General features: G+C 50.1%; 8 protein-coding genes. 6 read left to right on the forward strand and 2 right to left on the reverse strand.

Translation table 11 applies throughout. From position 1 onward, the window contains the following. The first annotated feature begins 40 nt into the window (after positions 1-40). The 3 genes from AC2215_RS23015 (at position 41) to AC2215_RS23025 (ending at position 5,166) form a co-directional block, all read left to right on the forward strand. Entirely contained in the window at positions 41-823 is a 783-nt protein-coding gene (locus AC2215_RS23015) for a hypothetical protein (RefSeq protein ID WP_486812357.1), read from the forward strand. Between the two features lie 141 nt (positions 824-964). After that, positions 965-3,745, forward strand: a complete 2,781-nt coding sequence (locus AC2215_RS23020; RefSeq protein ID WP_486812358.1) for an Eco57I restriction-modification methylase domain-containing protein — start codon at positions 965-967, stop codon at positions 3,743-3,745. Positions 3,746-3,852: 107 nt separating this feature from the next. Continuing rightward, positions 3,853-5,166 (forward strand): diacylglycerol kinase family protein, encoded by a 1,314-nt coding sequence (locus AC2215_RS23025; RefSeq protein ID WP_486812359.1) that lies wholly within the window; start codon positions 3,853-3,855, stop codon positions 5,164-5,166. On the opposite strand, the gene AC2215_RS23030 is transcribed toward AC2215_RS23025, so the two are convergent. Continuing rightward, a complete protein-coding gene (locus AC2215_RS23030; RefSeq protein ID WP_486812360.1) occupies positions 5,132-5,431 on the reverse strand; it encodes a hypothetical protein in 300 nt (99 codons plus the stop codon). The genes AC2215_RS23025 and AC2215_RS23030 overlap by 35 nt on opposite strands. Before the next feature lie 411 nt (positions 5,432-5,842). On the opposite strand from AC2215_RS23030, the gene AC2215_RS23035 reads away from it, so the two are divergent. The 3 genes from AC2215_RS23035 to AC2215_RS23045 all read left to right on the forward strand — a co-directional run bounded on the left by AC2215_RS23035 (position 5,843) and on the right by AC2215_RS23045 (position 16,023). Further along, positions 5,843-9,829 carry a hypothetical protein gene (locus AC2215_RS23035; RefSeq protein ID WP_486812361.1) on the forward strand — a complete coding sequence of 1,329 codons (3,987 nt, stop codon included), beginning with the start codon at positions 5,843-5,845 and terminating at the stop codon, positions 9,827-9,829. A 459-nt stretch (positions 9,830-10,288) separates the two neighbouring features. Then, positions 10,289-12,559 carry an FG-GAP-like repeat-containing protein gene (locus AC2215_RS23040; protein ID WP_486812362.1) on the forward strand — a complete coding sequence of 757 codons (2,271 nt, stop codon included), beginning with the start codon at positions 10,289-10,291 and terminating at the stop codon, positions 12,557-12,559. A 1,322-nt stretch (positions 12,560-13,881) separates the two neighbouring features. After that, entirely contained in the window at positions 13,882-16,023 is a 2,142-nt protein-coding gene (locus AC2215_RS23045; RefSeq protein WP_486812363.1) for a putative bifunctional diguanylate cyclase/phosphodiesterase, read from the forward strand. 155 nt (positions 16,024-16,178) lie between these two features. Here the strand turns inward: AC2215_RS23045 and AC2215_RS23050 are convergent, their stop codons facing one another. Then, on the reverse strand, positions 16,179-17,618 hold the full coding sequence (locus AC2215_RS23050; RefSeq protein ID WP_486812364.1) for a M16 family metallopeptidase: 1,440 nt from the start codon (positions 17,616-17,618) through the stop codon (positions 16,179-16,181). Positions 17,619-17,717 lie beyond the last annotated feature (99 nt).

A 17,717-nucleotide genomic window follows, 5' to 3' on the forward strand; every position in this document is an offset into this window, starting at 1 on the left:
AAATCTAAAATCTAAAATCTAAAATCTAAAATTTTAAACGATGGATTCTAAAAAACAACTCGTCGTCACGCGAACGGGGGAACCCTATCAACCCGCGAGAGTCTATTTTGAAGTGACCAATGCCAAAACCGTACTGGGCGTGTTTAAAAAACTGCGCTGCATGTACTTCGAGCGAGATGACGATGCTTGGTTTTGGTTGTACGAAAACGAAACCAAACGCTTGAAATTTACCGAGTCTTATAACGCAATTCCCAAAGCTCTTCGTCCGCTGGTGATTGGTGTTTTTCGCTTTCAAGGAGAACGAGAGTTACTGCTGGATTTAGATTCGTTCGATCGACTCCTAAAGGCGATTCAGTTTTTCGATCGACGCATTAACCGACGGGCGGCAAAAATTGCAAAACTTCGCGTTGTTAATCGCTTATTTAGTATCGATGAAATTGAAAAGTATTCTCGCCAAAAAGATAGACTGCCGGAAAATTTAGATATCTTTTTTAATCGCGATGATGTTTATATTCCTAACATTCAAGAATTTCAAACTGAGGTGGAGAAAATTTCGGAGAAGCATGAATCGGAAGACGAACGGTTAGAAGCCGTTACGAATTACGTCCAAGAAAAAGCCCAGCAACCCTTACCGGAAATTGAAGAAATTTATCCGAACTTCTATGAAGATGGGATGGGTTGGTTGGAGTTGATGCTGGGTTTACGACATATGGAAGCGAAGGCGCGATGGGAGGGGAATAAAGATTTCAATCAGTACGAATTTTTGCAGAATCTTTTAGAGTCAAAACTCAGTGAGGTTGAGGAAGATGAATCGGAGGATTGAAGTGTGGGTCTCGATTCCGGGAATATCCCTCGATTTATAAAGGAATTTCAAGAGCAACATTTTGCTTTATTTGAGTCGATTCGAGGAATCCATTCAGAGGGCGATCGACGCTGGTATACTTCCATTCTTTTTAATCGGTTAGTGACCCTCTATTTTTTGCAGCGACGGGGAGATTTAGATGGCGGAGATCGCCACTATCTCGAACATAAACTCGGACAGAGTCAATTGCGCGGAGAAAATCGCTTTTTTGGCGAGTTTTTATCGGCCTTATTTTTTGAAGGGTTGGGAAAGCCGGAACTTCTCAGAAACGATACCGCGCGCGGGTTCATTGGCGAGATTCCTGACTGGAATGGGAGTTTATTTCGATTGCATTCCCTCGAACGGCAATATCCCGACATCGCCATTTCCGATCGCGCCTTCGAGGAACTGTTCGAGTGGTTTGGCAGTTATGAATGGCGTTTGCACGATGATATATCCGATGGGGAAATTACGCCGGAACTGTGGGGATATGCATGGGAGGGGTATGTTAACCGCGATCGGTTGGGTGGGTATTTTACGCCGCCGGAAATTGCCGAGTATTTGTGCGATCGCAGTGTGGGTAAAGCGATTGTTGATGGTGTAAATCGTCGTTGCGATCGTGCCTTTGAAGATTTCGAGGAACTGGTGGTTCACCTCGACTCCCACATCTGCGACGAGTTAGTTCGCAATATTCTCCCGAAGTTATCGGTACTCGATCCGGCTTGCGGTTCGGGAAGCTTGCTGTTGGCAGCGATGAAAATGCTGTTGTCGGTGTACGTGGCGGCGATCGAAATTCTGCGTTTAGAGGGGACTCCTGCCGACAGGGAATGGTTGCGGCAACTTCAAGAGTCGGGTTCTTCTCTCCCCTACATTCTCCAAAAACGCATCGCTACGGAGAATTTGTATGGGGTGGATATTCGCGAAGAGGCGATCGAAATCTGTCAATTGCGTTTCTACTTAGAATTTATTGCCCAAATCGATGATGTTCGCGAACTCGAACCTCTCCCAAATCTAGATTTTAACCTGATGGCGGGAAATTCGCTCATTGGCTGGATTCGGGTAGATGAAGAGGGGTTCGATGCGGTGGGAGAACACCAACAGGGTAACTTACTTCAGCCGCTAGTTGCCGATAGCTACCGACAGATTTTACGAGAAAAGAACGTTCGCCTCGAGCAGTATAAAGCGCAATCGTTTATCTTACAAGAGGCACAGAGTATTCCTGATGAGATGAATCCTCGATTTGTGCGCGATCGAATTACGGAAGTCGATCGAAAAGCACAACGAAAGCTCGATCGATTATTACTTGATGAGTTTAGTGTGCGGTTGGGGATACAGTACCCGCAGTTTCTGGGGAAAGGCAAGCCGAAAAAACGATTGCTGACCCTAGCAGATATTGAGGCATTAAAACCATTTCACTGGGGATATCAGTTTAATCGGATTGTTGAAGCGAGAGGGGGATTTGATGCAATTATAACGCATCCACCTTGGGAAAATTTTCAACCCAAACTTACTAAGTTTATTGCGAAGTATCATACTTTATTCAAGGAAAAAGGGATTTTAAAATCTCGTGGAAAAATCGATCGTGATGCTTTGTCGCTCGATCGTGAAGTCGATTGGCTATGGCAACGGGAACGGGAGGAATACAAACTTTTGAGTGATTATTATCGATTAACCGATCGATATTTATACTCAAGTGGGAATCGTACCTATCCTAGCCTCACAACGAATATTTCTCTCGATAATCTTTTTGTCGAACTGTGTTTTAAGCTGATTCGATCGGGAGGACATGCAGCGTTGGCAATTCCGACTCGATTTTATGGAAATTTAGAATCGATGCCGCTTCGAGAAATGCTGCTCTATCGTACTCGACTGGGTGACATTCTCAATATCGATCGAAGTTTGGATTGGGTGGGAAAATTTCCAGAAGAGAATTCCTTATCGCTGCTAGAGTTTCAAAAAGATGGTCGGACTCAAAAGTTTACCCTTGTGAGTGAGGTTAGAGACCTTCGGCATCTGACGCAACACATCCATCAATCTGCCTTGGACACCTCAAAATATAACCAAGTTCTCGAAAATGCATTTTATATTTTATCTTGGAAATCGAGAAGAGAGCTCCAGGTTATTCAAAAAATGACCCAATTTCCGATTGTCTCAGAAGGAGTCGAAAATGGCTGGAGTTTGACCTGGGGAAAAGATTCGCATCAAACAGATTTAAAAAAAATCCTCAAGCCCCTCGATCGAAAAGATTGCCAGAGACTTTATAAGGCGAATGCAATTGAACAATTTACCGATTTTCCCGAACTTATAAAATCAAAGATAACGTCAGGATATTCTTCCCAGTTGAGAGTTGATAATTCCTTCCATTTCGGCTATCGGTTAGTTCTTAAAGCTAATACGCGAAAAAGCGACCCCAGAACGGTAATGGCTACCCTTATTCCCAAAAATGCGCGATGCGATCGATCTCTTTGGGTTGCTAAACCAAATCACCTGAAATTTCCGACCACTGCCGAACGGTTAGCAATCCTCGCCATTCTCAATTCTTTTGTTTTCGATTTCTACCTGCGCAAAATAATCGTCGATCGGGTTAACTTATTCTATTTATCGCAACTGAGAATGCCACGAATTCGGGTAGGCGATCGATATTTTCAAGAACTCGTCGAGCGATCGGCAAAACTCGTTTGTATCCGAGCGGAATTTGACGAACTCGCGCGGGAGGTGGGGTTGAGTTCTCACCAGTGTGGCGTTACTGAAAAAGCCGATCGCGATCGACTGCGGGCCGAACTCGATGCGATCGTCGCCCATCTTTACGGCTTAACATTAGCTGAATTTCAATTTGTTTTGTCTACCTTTCCCAAAGTTCCGGAATTACCTAAAGTCAGAGCATTCGAAGCAATGAACAATTGACAATTGACAATTGTCAATTGACAATTAAAAAGTCGACTCAAATCTCTCCCTCTATCGAAAGCGGGAGGTGTTCGCAAAGGTTTATCCGTTACTCGCTTCATTCACCCTTGATAATTTTTTCCGACTTCCTGGCTGAATTAAACTCTGGAAATCCCCACACTCAGGGAAGCCTGACGACGGATGCGCTGACTTGGGAACGCGGGGGGCAACAGTACGTCCTCTCTCTCGATGATGTTGTTGGGGCAGCGATCGCACCGAATTCTCCAGAACGCAGTTTTGCGATCTTCGCCTATCCCTTAACTCAAGTGGGAATTTTCCGGCGATGGCGGCGAATGCGGCGTGAATACCGATTTATTTGCCAAGACGATCGCACTTGCCATCGGTGGGTGTGCGCCATCAATAATACCCTGCGCGGCGTTCTGGATGTGGAAGCGGTTCTTCCGCCACGACACCTACACGTGATTCTCAATCCCGCCAGTGGGAACCAAAACCCCCGTAAAATCTTCGATCGCGCCTCGAAACTGCTGGCGGCAAGTCAGATTCAGTGGACGCTGACGGAAACCCAAGCCGGGGGAGATGCCCGCGAAATTGCCCGCAACCAACCTTTAGATGATATCGATGGATTGGTGATTGTGGGGGGAGATGGCACGATTCACGAAGCCATCAACGGGTTGATGAGTCGTACTGATTGGAAAAGGGCGATCGAAATCCCCATCGGTACGATTCCGGCAGGAACCGGCAACGGTTTGAGCAAAACGGTGTTGGAAATGGCTGGGGAACCGGATGATGCGCTGAGTGCGGCGTTTATTATTGCCAAAGGTGGGGTGCGATCGTTCGATTTGATACGAGTGCGACAGAAAAATCGCTGCTATTACAGTATTCTGTCTCTAGCTTGGGGTTTGGTGAGCGATGTGGATATCGAATCCGAACGCCTGCGATGGTTGGGTTCTGTCCGCAGCGATTTGTACGCGCTGTTGCGAATTCTCAAGTTGCGAACGTATCGGGGGCGCTTTTCATTCCGACCTCCGGTTTCGCCATCCTCCAATTCAGACCCCAATCTAAACCCCAATCTTGAATGGCAAACCATTGAGGATGAGTTCGTTCTCGTGTGGGCGATGAATTTGCCTTGGGTTGCTGGGGATAAGAAAGGGGCACCCGATATTCGTGCGGATGAGGGGGCAATGGGTGTTGTGGTGGTGCGGCAAGGAACTTCAAGATGGCAATTATTGCAAGGTTTGTTACAAATTGCCGATGGTTCCCATATTGAAGTTCCGGGGATAGAATTCTACAAAGTTTGTGAGTTGGAATTAGAGCCTTTAAGCAGTCAAGGGACTGTAGCAGTGGATGGGGAAAAAGTCGATTATGCCCCGGTTAAAATGGATGTCTTTAACGACCCGATTCGCGTTTTTTGTCGCCATTAGAAACAGACGACGCACCCAGAAAAGGAAGTCCCGGACGAGTACAAGCCAGGTCTCGAATTAAGGAGATACGAGACTGAAGATAGGCACATAAATTTTCGCGATCGGGTTCCTTGAGAGACCGTTGTTTGCCAAATTCTCCCATAAGTCGATCGACCAAACTTGCGTCATCAAGGGTCGTTAGGGTTCGCGATTGAGTGTTTTCAATCGTGGACCATAGTTGACGCAGGACTGATGGATCGATTTCTTTCATACATACAATATCCATCTTGTTCGTGACCTTAAGAATTTCTTTATAATCTAGCTTAGCGTACTCTTACCCAGCATTTTGAAGTTGCGAGTTAAGTTTTTCAACAATGTAAAAAGTGGTTGCTTTTATGACCCAAAAAAGACGTCCAAGCGAGTGAAGCTCGGACGTCTAGGATTATATAGGTCAGCCTTATATCAAAAGGTGGCTGACGTTATTCAAATTTTGGCGACGTTTCATCACTGGGTGTGAAACTATCTGTATATATATTACAAGATATAAAGTTGAAATGACAAGGGGGAGAAGGCAAAAAGAAGAAGGGAAATTTTAGCCTTTTTAAATAGCCAATTCGCATACTATAACAATGGCAACTCAAGTGTAGCCGATCGAGCATAAGCTGGAGAGACAGCTCGCACCAGCCAGAGGAGATCGATGTCCTGGGATCGTAACCGTCAGATTACACTGAATCTCGACCTAAATGTTTCCCCTTCGTTATTATTTGAGGGAATTGCCGCGTGGCGGGACTTAGGCTTACTCAACGATCCCCAAGTCAAGTACTTGTGTCGCTTGTATTTAAGCGATCGCCTGCCCGTGACTCAGGTGCCAAAGGCGAAAACGCCCAAACCCGCGCGTAAACAAGCTGTAGGCGTCGATCGAGAAATTTCCGCCCAAAAACAATCTCCCCTCGCCCGCATCTCCCAATCCCTGATGGAAGAACTCAGCGTTCGCTGGCTGCTGTTTCTGGGAGTCTTCATGGTGGTGGCATCCTCTGGGGTTCTTGCCGCCAGCCAGTGGGAACGATTTCCCGCATCGGGGCAGTACGGGGTGATGTGGGCGTATACGATCGTCTTTGCGATCGCTAGCGGGTGGGCAGCCCGCAAACCCAACCTCGCCCTTACCGCCCAAACCCTGCGCATCGTCACCCTGCTGTTAATGCCCTTGAACTTCTGGGCGATGGATAGTTTCGGCTTGTGGCAAACTCCCCTCGGCTGGGGAACGATTGCCGTTGCCACCGTTTCCCTGACAGGCATCATTTGGAAATTGTGTCGCCATCGCGCCTTTCTCCTGCTGCCCCTACTGTTGTTAAGCTATCTCCATTGGGGTTGGCAATGGGCGGCATTTCCCCTCATCGCCGTCTATCTCGGTACCATCGCCACCGCCGGCAACACCCTCATCACTCAAAAGCGATCGCCCCTCGCCATCGCCGACATCGCCATCACCCTCTATAGCCTGCTGATTCTCCTCGGGCGCGCCTTCTTCTTCGCCGCCGTTCCCCTGCCAGAAATGGGGTTGGCGATCGGAATTTGCGGCTGGCTGTTTACCTGGATGTCTCCCCCGGTTGCGGTGGAGGAGGAGACAAGGGGACAAGGGGACAAGGGGACAAGGGGACAAGGGGACAAGGGGACAAGGGGACAAGGGGACAAGGGAGACAGGGGAGAATATCAACCTCCCCAACACAAAGCATTCCGCCTCACTACATTTTCCCGTTCTGCTGCCCCCAAAGCTTCCCCTGCCTCCTCTGCCCCCGAAACTCCCTTCCCCTTCTGGCAACCCTTCGGCGGTTTCCTCCTCTTCCTGGGTTGGTTCGTTTCCGTGTGGGATCTACCCGCCCAAGCCCTTGCTGTCAGCATTCTAGCGATGCTGTGGTTGTTCGATCGCTTGCGCCGAGTCTGGCGAAAGCGGGAATTGGCGGCATTGTTCCTAGTGGGATGGCAGGGGTTGACGCTAATCGGGCGGGTGATTCCTGCCGGGGTTCGTCAAAGTGCGATCGTTATCGGAACTGAAGTAACTCAAGCCCACGATACCCCCGGCAGTTTGCTGACGCTGACGTGGTTTCCCTATTTAATCGGGATGCTGCTGGTAAACGAATGGATCGATCGCAACCGAAAACACGAACTGACGCGATTTGGCGACAAATTGGCATTGGGATTCGGCATCTTTCTGGTGTGTCTCGGGTTCCCCAATCCCAGCTTGCGATCGCTCAATCTCCTCGCCTCTGCCATCACCCTATTCGTCATTACCCGCCATCGCTACCCCACTTCCAGCTTTGCCATTCATCTGACTCACCTCACCGGGTTGGCGGCGATCGGATCTTGCATTTTCTGGCGGTTTCCCGATATTTCCTACGAAGCTGCGGCAGCAGTGGCATTGGTGGCGATGTTAATCGAATGGGGAGTTGCTGGATATGGCGAATGGCGATCGAATCGCCACCAGCAGCAGAATCCTTTTCCCCAATTTCGGGGAGAAAATGGCAGACGCGATCGATTCCGCCAGATTTGGCGACGCAGCAGTTGGCATTTCGGCTTTGTCTTGGCGGGGTTTAGCTACCTGGCGTTATACGATACCCGCTACAGCATCTTCAACGATGTTTCCCCCTGGGGGTGGATGTGGTTGCTGGTTCCGACTGGATTAACCGCCCTTTCCGGGTTGCAACTCCTCTCCCGACGCCAAATTTCTGGATGGCTGAGTATTCTCGGGGTTCTCATCGCCCAAACCCTCACCCTCGGCATCCCCACAGTACAACTTTGGGGTTTAGCAGTTGGCACCATATTAATGTTCTTCAACACCCGCTACGTCTGGAGTCGGTGGGCGGCGGCAATAACCGTTGGGTTGGGAGTCTGTTTGCTCAATCTCTGCTTGTGGGAAGGGATACCGGGCATTGCCCCCATCAGACACGAAAAATACTGGTTGCTGGTGTGGGCGGTGAGTGGCGTCAGTTTGTGGGGATGGCGCAGTTGGTTGCAGCGACGGGATACCCCCACCGCAAAGCTATACGTTCCGGGGGCGGATGGTTGGGCGATCGCCCTGTGTGTTTGGAATCTAGCCGTTCTCACCGTCTTCTGCATCTTTTTATTCATCTTCGACGACGTTACCGTTCAGATGATAGTCGCGACGGTTCTGATTCTGGGGGGTATCGTCTACCGCAGTTGGCATCGCCCTACCAATGCCACAATTTTTGGCTTGGGTTGGGGATTGGAGTTGCTGACGATCGAAATTTTGAGTTTCTACGAACTCTCGACGATTGCCCTTGCCATTGCCAATATCGCCCTGGGATTGGCGATGCAACTTGTGGGTGACTGGTGGCAGCGAAAAAGCGATCGCCCCTTACCGGTGGGTTGGCATATCGTTCCCCTGCTGTACGGGGTTGCCGCCTCGGTGTTGCGGGTAGATACGGCAACGGCGTGGACGGGATTTCTCACCTTTGGCGTCGGGTTGGTATTTATCGGTGTCGGGCGGCGACAACCCCGACTCAAACCGATCGTTTATCTGGGAACCCTCGCAGTATCGGCAGCGGCGTACGAAATATTATCCTATCGGATCGCCCCCCTCGCCACTGGAGATCGACTGATTGCGATCGCCGCGTTGGCGACTTCGATCGCCTATTTGTATCGCCTGCTAACGCCGATGCTGGTACCGTATTTAACCCTATCTCCCCCGGAAATCGCCACCCTGGCACATTTACATTGGGGACTCGGTAGCATTTCCCTGATAACCGCAACGGTAAACCCCGTGCGAATCAACGATTTACTGGGATTGGGAACCGGCTTTTTACTCACTCGCTATGGGGTGATGCAAGGGCGCGATCGCAACAACACTGAATCGAAAACCTTCCACCCCAGGGAATTGTGGGTATACGCCGGCATCCTGGAAGGGGCAGCCGTCATTTTATATGCGGGCTACCAACTCAAACTCGGGGAACTCCTATTACCCTGGCTGGGGGCTATTGCAGCGATCGTCTCCTACTTCCTCTACCTCCTGCCCTGGGCAAGTTGGGGCTGGCATCCCCGCCCGTGGAAGAATTCGGCATTGCTTCTGCCGGTGGTGGCGGCAGGAACAACCTATGCGATCGTCAATCCCTACAGCCTCTTGTTTATCGCCGCTTTCTACGCCATTCTTTCCCAACTCAAACGGCAAATTCGCCTTTCCTACTACACTTTATTCTTCCTGAGTTGGTTGCTGCTGGATTTATTCTGGCAGTGGCAGTTACAAAGTGGTTTGTGGTACGTTTCCCCGCCAGTGCTTTCGATTCTATTTATCGCCCAATTCGATCCGAGTTTACAGCAGGGCAATCGTCGGGATGCCAGACATCTGATTCGCATTTTGGCAACAGTTTTGTTGGGATATGTTGCTCTTGTTCATTCTAATTGGTTGGCTGCAGGAGTCCTCAGTTTAGTCCTGATTTTCGGCGGATTAATCCTGCGCGTTCGAGCATTTCTCTTTGTAGGAACGCTGCTTTTCTTACTCAATGCTACCAACCAACTAATTTTACTCAGTCAAGACTATTCCTTTATGAAATGGCTGATTGGGATTTCGATCGGGTTAGTACTCATTTGGGTTGCCGCCAGTTTTGAAACCCGCCGCGAACAGATTAAGTTGCTGCTAAAAAATTGGATTTTAGCATTAGAAAGCTGGGAGTAATATCAAGTTCGGTTTAATACTTACAATGCCGGGTTGATTGAGATTTGGGGGCTTCGAGGGCTTGGTGGCTTGGGGAGAGAATTCTAGAAAAAGTGTAGCAATCGTGCCTAATTTTAATAAATTATCTGAAGGGATAAAGAGGAACATTTCTGATGGCGATCGGCAAACTCGCGTTCGTCGTCTCTCTTCACGATCCCAAAAGGGGCGATCGACTTTACTCAATCTTTAATAAACGGTTCGGTTTGTAAGATTCCTGTAAAACTTCGGCAAAATTACCGTATAAACACTGAGATTAGGTTGGAAATTCTGCGATCTAATCCTATAATCAAGTACATTCACGGACATTGGATTAGTCTGAGTACCAGTTGGCTGAAGTCGTGGCTGCGACTAAAACTCAGTCAACTGGTTTCTATCGGTGTTTCTACCATCGATCGTTCTCGTAAGGTTTACCGATAAACTATGGCTAATGTAACCGGAACGTTAATTCCCGATTTACTGATTCCAAATGCCTTTTTTCAAGGAGAATTTTTACCAGATTTCGCAGAAGACGACATGATCGATGGTCTAGATGGAGATGATTCGATCGCCGCAGCTTTAGGAAACGATCGTGTTGTGGGCGGTTTTGGAGACGACCAAATCTTTGGCAATCAAGGAAACGACACATTAAAAGGAAACGCGGGCAACGATACGATTTTTGCCGGACGCGATGACGATTATGTTTTTGCGGCGAGTGGCGATGACTGGATTTTTGGCAACCGAGGACGAGATAGTCTGCGAGGTGGCACCGGTCACGATACGATATATGGCGGTAAAGATGCCGATATTCTTCAAGGAGAAGCAGGTAACGATATTCTCTTTGGAGATTTAGGAGCCGATACGATGAGTGGCGGTGGCGGGGATGATGTGTTCGCCATCGGTCGCCGTCCCGACACGATCGCCGCAGCCTCCACCGGCGGTCCTTTAGAGTCTGATGCCGATGTCATCCAAGACTTTCGCCAGTACGGAGACGATCGCATCCAATTACTGGGAGGATTGACCTTTGCGGATTTGGTCTTTACCGAGCAACAAATCGACGGCATCCCCACCGGCAACGCGATCGTTCGGGATGCTGGGGAAACGGGGGACATTTTAGCGATCGTCGAGGGGGTGAGTGCCGAGGCTTTGCAAAATCACCCTCAGTGGTTTACCCCTTACACCTCAGCACCTGCGAGCAAATCAGAACCGGAAATCCCCCCAGAATCGGAACCCAATCCCGTCGCCGACCTCCAGGTCACCAAAACGGTAGAGGATCTAACTCCAGATACCCCCTTCTTCCCCGGCGATGAAATCCAATACACCCTCGAAGTGACCAACCACGGAGGTGACAACGCGACTGACGTACGGCTTCTCGATCTTTGGCCGGACGGTCTTACCTTTGCCAGTGCCACAGCCACCCGTGGAACTTACGACGGCAACAGTGGGGTTTGGAACATTGGCAACCTGAATAACGGCGGCAGTCACACCCTGACGATCCGGGCGACGATCGATGCCGATGCGACGGTCACTATCGCCAATACCGCCACGGTGACGGGGAATCCTTTCGATCCCAACTTAGGTAACAATACCTCAGAATCTGCGGCTTTTACCGTCGTCCAACCTCCGGCATCGGAACCCGAACCGTCTGTGGAGGAAACGCCACCAACATCTCCAGAACCCGTCACCCCGGATTTACTCGTGGCGAAGTTTTCCCAAGGAGGAGTTTCCCAGTTGCAAAACGATGGCACGGGTAATTTTCCCACCCAAAGTCATGCTGCCGTGGGCGAGTTTCCCTTGCGTTTAGCCGTGGGGGACTTGAACGGAGACGATCGCACCGATGCGATTGCTGTCAATTCCGGGGACGGCAACATCACCCCCCTCCTACGAGACGATGATGGTGAGTTCGTTCCCCAAGCCAACGTCACCGTCGGAGATCGACCCATCGATACAGCTTTGGGGGATATCGACAGTAATGGAACCCTCGATGCGGTGGTGACCAATTTTCAAGATGACACCGTATCCGTTCTCCGGGGTAACGGGTCTGGTGGATTCGATAGTGAAGATGCGATCGCCGTTGGTGATGGTCCCACCGCCATTGTCTTCGGCGACTTCGATGGTAATGGCGATCTCGATGCGGCCACTACGAACTTTTTTGACGAGACGGTTTCGATTCTCCTGGGAGATGGCAATACCTTAACCCGCCAAGACACCGACATCCCCGTCGGTTCCTCTCCAATTGACATCGCCGCAGGAGATCTGAATGGAGACGGGAAGTCCGATTTAGTCGTCACCAACCGCAGCAGCAATACCCTGTCTCTGTTGCTGAGCAATGGGGGTACTGGTTTCACCGGTTTTACGCCCCAAACCCTCACGTCTAGCAGTCTCGTGACACCGGTTTCCGTGGTATTGAGCGATGTCAATGGCGATACCGAACTCGATGCGATCGTCTCCAATCAAGGGAACGACACCATCGCCATTTTACTCAACGATGGCATGGGAAACTTGAGCGTCACCGCCAGTCTTGACGTGGGTGCGGGAAGCGACCCCGATGGCGTTGCCGTAGGTGATGTGAACGCAGATGGGATTCCCGATATCGTCACGGCCAATGCCAGTACCAACGAGATTTCCATCTTCACCGGTGGGGGGAACGGTGCGTTCGAGCCAGTGGCCGCAGTTGATGTGGGTGCCCCAACTCAGGATGTCGCTTTAATTTGAGCGATTTCGTTCTTCAGCAAGAACGAGGATGCCACAAAATCCCGATCCGTGTCAGGGTTCAAGAATTATCCTGACCGGTTCTCAACAGCGTCTCCAACCTGGATTTCCCCATCGCTGAAATTCACGATCTATAGCAGTTCGCACCGGTATCATTACAAATTTTCAGTCATGGGGAATGGGGAATGGGGAATCGAAACAATCTATTTCTTCAATCGTGTAAATACACCAGCGCGAAGCGCTATATTTCCTCTGACTCATAGACCCTCGGATTTTTGAACCCGTTGAAGCGTTCCTCTCCCACAGGGCACGTGAACTTGGTGGAGTACTAGAAAGAATGTCAGTGTTTTCACCAAGTTCACCCCCATAGGAGAATTACAGTTCTGCGGGTATTTCTCGCTAACCCTCGAATCCTTTAGCGAACTTTTGCAAATTGGAGAGAAAAGAACGATCGATCTCCCAGAAATTTGAGTATTTTTTCGAGATATGATTTTCGATCGCGCGTAATAATCGGTAAGATTACGGATATTATTCTTGCCCAAACGTAGTTTAATAAACAGTAGGGGATTTCTGCTTAAATTCCTGATTCGATATTACGATTTGACCGAGTTGTCAGTCCTCGGTTGGGGCTTTCTAAAGTATGTCAAGTCGCGGTATAGTATTGGGCGCTTCAAATGTTGCAGAAACCTTAAATTTACTTGGGCGCGCTCTAAATTTAATGTCTGCCGTAGCTGTGGCAGCAACAGCCATCAATGTCAAATTCACCCAAGATACAGCCAAAACTGGGTTCGCTGTCTTTTGGGTGAAACTCCCAGTTCCTTCGCGAATATCTCGCGAGCGATCGTTTTTTTAGAAAGTATGAAAGGATTCATTCAAGTCTTTATTTTGTTCCATAAAAACTGGGATTTTTTAATTGTTTTTTGGGATTTAATTCACAAATTGTTCACGATCGAGTCAACCCATTTCTTACACATTTTGGGTTCGATGTATCTAGATCGATCTCCCCATAATTTTAACAACTCCTAAGAACGAGCGACATTGAATTCTCTCGAGAAATAATCTCAGCGCCTAGCGAACTTTCCGAGAACATCATCGAGGGACTTTACTTGAAAGACCCCGTTGGCGAGCGTGGAAGGTTCAAATTTCAATCGGCACGATCGACGGGACTTCTCTCAAAAACTGTCAGTTTTGAGAGTCGGAAAAATTCCATCGGTTCGTTTTTCTCTCGCAGGTGCGCGCGAGTGCTTCGCCGGTTGGAGGCTCTCTCGAAACGGTTTGACTCTACCTCTATCGTGTATCTACCCAAAATATGGGAATGGGAAAAGATGATATCAACTCCTACAATTCGCATTCTCTCGATCGACAACGATCGCCAAAACGCCCAGTTCATCCAACAACTTCTCGCCCAAACCAAAAACTTTCCCACCACCCTCGTCTGTGCGGATTGCCTGAGGGCGGGTTTGGATGCCCTGAATACAGACGCATTCGATATTGTCCTGAGCCGTCTTCGATTACCCGATGCCCCCGGATTTGAGTCGATCGAGTGCATTCACCAACACTTTCCCCAAATCCCGATTGTCGCCCTCAGCCGGCCGGAGGATGAAGAGAGAGCGCTGGCAACCTTGCGAGAAGGAGCGCAAGATTACCTCGTCATTGGGGAATTTGACCTTCCCTTGCTCGTACGAGCGATTCGCCACAGTATCGAACGGCAGCGGTTGCACTTGGACTTAGAACGACAAACCCTTGCCTGTCAAACCACCCAAGACCAGTTACAAACCCTCATTAGCAAAAATGCCGATGGAATTCTCGTTGTCGATCGTCTCGGTGCCATCGAGTTTGCCAATCCCGCAGCCGAAGTCATGTTCGGTCGAACGGCTCAAGTGCTTCAAGGACAAAACGTTGGGATTACCATTCCGTCTAGCATATCCGAGAGTGTCGAAATCGATATCGTCCGCCCTTCAGGAGAGCAAATTGCCGCAGAAATGCGGTTAGTCGAATTTGAATGGCTTGGGAGACCGGCCTATCTGGCTTCCCTGCGGGAGATCACCGCTCGCAAGCAGGCCGAACTCGAACTCGAACAACTCAATCGAGAACTGCAACAAGCCAACAAGCAGTTGCGCGCGGAAATCGATCGACGATCGGGTGTGGAATCGGAATTGCGCTATAACGTCGGGCACGATTCCTTGACGGGATTGCTCAACCGGGTTTCGTTAATGCAGGCACTAGAACGCTCGATCGATCGCGGTCGAGAAAATTCCAACTTCTTGTTTGCCATCCTGTTTCTGGATTTAGATCGCTTCAAACTCGTCAACGACAGTCTGGGTCATTTGACGGGAGACCAATTGTTAGTTGCAGTGGCCCGCCGCCTGGAAAACTGCCTGCGTCAGACCGATATCGTTGCCCGGTTTGGCGGCGATGAATTTATCATCCTCCTCAACGATCTCAAAAGTTTCAGAAAAGTTACCCAAATTGCCGAGCGCATCGTCAGCGAACTCAAACAACCCTTTCAGGTCAACGGTCACGAAGTCTTTACCAGCACCAGTATCGGCATTGCCCTGAGCAGCGGAACTCGTGCCGAACCCGATGAGTTCATTCGCGATGCAGATATTGCCCTCTATAAAGCGAAAGCGAAAGGCAAATGCTGCTACGAAATTTTCAACAGTCTGATGTACGCTCAGGTTGCCGGACAATTACAGCTCGAAACAGATTTGAGACGGGGACTCGAACAGGGAGAATTCGTCGTTCACTATCAGCCGATCGTTAGTTTATCGACCAATCGGATGGTGGGATTTGAAGCCCTGGTGCGCTGGAACCATCCCGAACGCGGTTTAGTCCCCCCCGATCGATTTATTCCCATTGCCGAAGAAACGGGGTTACTCGTCCCCTTAGACTGGTGGGTTCTCAACCAAGCCTGCTGTCAGATGCAGTGCTGGCAATCGCAATTCCCCGCCAGCCGGAAAATGGTGATGAGCGTCAACCTCTCGGGTCGGCAGTTCTGGCAACCGGATTGCTTGGAACAAATTGAGGGGGTTTTGACAAAAACCGGTTTGCCGCGATCGAGCCTCAAACTTGAAGTCACCGAAGGCACCCTGATCGATAACGATCTGCCCACCAGCCGCCTGCTGTCCCAAATTCGCGCTCTAGGCATGGGGTTGAGTATCGACGACTTCGGTACCGGGTATTCCTCGTTAAGCTATCTCCACAGCTTTCCCTTCAACACTCTCAAAATCGATCGATCGTTTATTTCCATGCAATTTGCCGGCAAATCTCAAATCGTCGAAGCCATTATCGCCCTCGCCCACAATCTGGGGATGAACGTGATTGCCGAAGGGGTGGAAACCAGCAAGCACCGAGAGCGGTTGCGAGAGTTGGGTTGCGAGCAAGCCCAAGGGTATCTCTTCGCCCCCCCCCTCAATGTAGTCGATGCCACGGATTTGTTCGATTCTCAATTGGTCACTACTTTTTGATGGGATTTGGGGGACAAGGGGACAAGGGGACAAGGGGACAAGGAGAGGGAGAAACGGGGGAAACAAGGTCTCGTTCAAAACCTCAGCCCCGAAACTTCCCAAGCCCCCGATGCCCCCGATGCCTCCCACACCCCACACCCAATACCTAACTGACGTTAAATCTGAGTGGGATCGGGGATGGTAATGTCGATCGAGGTTACCTCTAACTCCGGTTCGAGGGTGGTGAGAGAGGGTTGGATGGCGCTATTATTGCCCACCACTAGAATCACCAAGTTTTCCGGTTTGAGGTATTCTCGAGCGACGCGCTGTACGTCTTCGATGGTGGTGGCTTCCACCCCTTGCTGGTATTGGAAGATAAAATCTTCGGGGTAGCCGTAATATTCATACCGCATCACCCGCGAGAGGGTTTGGGCGGGGTCGGCAAAGTTGAAAACGAAGGAGTTGATGGCCGATTCTTGGGCGTATTGCAATTCCTCGGGGGAAATCGGTTCGTTGCGGATGCGATCGATTTCCCGTTGGATCGATTGAATGAAGGGAACCGTGGCATCCGATCGGGTTTGACCGCCGGAGATAAACACCCCCGGATAGTCGTAACGGGCGCTCCAAGCAGCATACACGCTATAGGCTAATCCCTGGCGCGATCGAATCTCGTTGAACAGCCGACCGCCGAAACCGTTGAGAACCCCATTGAGAACGCCCAATTGTGCGTGGTCTGGGTTGTCTCGCTGACCGCCCAAATGGCCGATTTGGATGTAACTTTGGGTGAGTTGCGGTTGGTCGATGGTAAAGACACCCCCTGGGTTGACTTGGGCGACGGCAGGTAATTCGATCGGGGGTAAGTTGGCATTCTTGCGCCAGTTCCCAAAGTGTTTTTCCACCAAAGCCTTCATGCTGGCGGTGTCGAAATCGCCGACGATGCCCAGAATAATATTGTTGGGATGGAAATACTGCTGGTGAAATGCCACCAAATCCTCTCGGGAAATATTATTGAGGGTTTGGTACTCGGAGGTGCGGGCGTAGGGATTGTTCGCGCCGTAGATGAGCTTGTAAAATTCCCGCGAGGCAATATCGTCGGGGCTGTCGTTGCGACGGGCAATATTCCCGGAAAACTGAGTTTTGGCCACTTCGAGCTTTTCTGGGGCGAAGGTGGGTTCCCGTAGCACTTGGGCAAACAAACCCAACACCAAATCCGCATCTTCGCTCAAAGCGCTAAATCCGGCAGAACCCGAAGCCGTACCGATCGAAGTTTCTACGGAAGCGGCGCGCTGCTCTAAAATTTCGTTGAGTTCGTCCCCGGTATATTTCGTCGTACCGCCCGTGCGCATCACTGTGCCGGTTAAACTGGCCAACCCGACTTTCTCGCCCGGTTCCAGGCGGCTGCCGGTGCGCACGAGGGCCGTTCCGCTCACCAAGGGCAGTTCCCGATCTTCCATCAGGTAGACCACCATACCGTTGTTGAGTTCGAGGCGGCTATAGTCGGGAATTTGAATTTCGGGTAGGGGGGGAAATTCCAGCTCGGTATAGTGTTTGGGGGTGAGTGCTGCTGTTGCCGGCATTCCCACCGCGCTCAATAGGATGGAGAGCGCGACAAGCATGCCAATCCAAAATCGACTCTGACGAATTCTTAACACTGGGTTCATAGGGTGTGGGGAATGGGGAATGGGATGTGGGGTGTGGGGTGTTGGGAAAATTCA

The organism is Zarconia sp., from assembly GCF_057467645.1.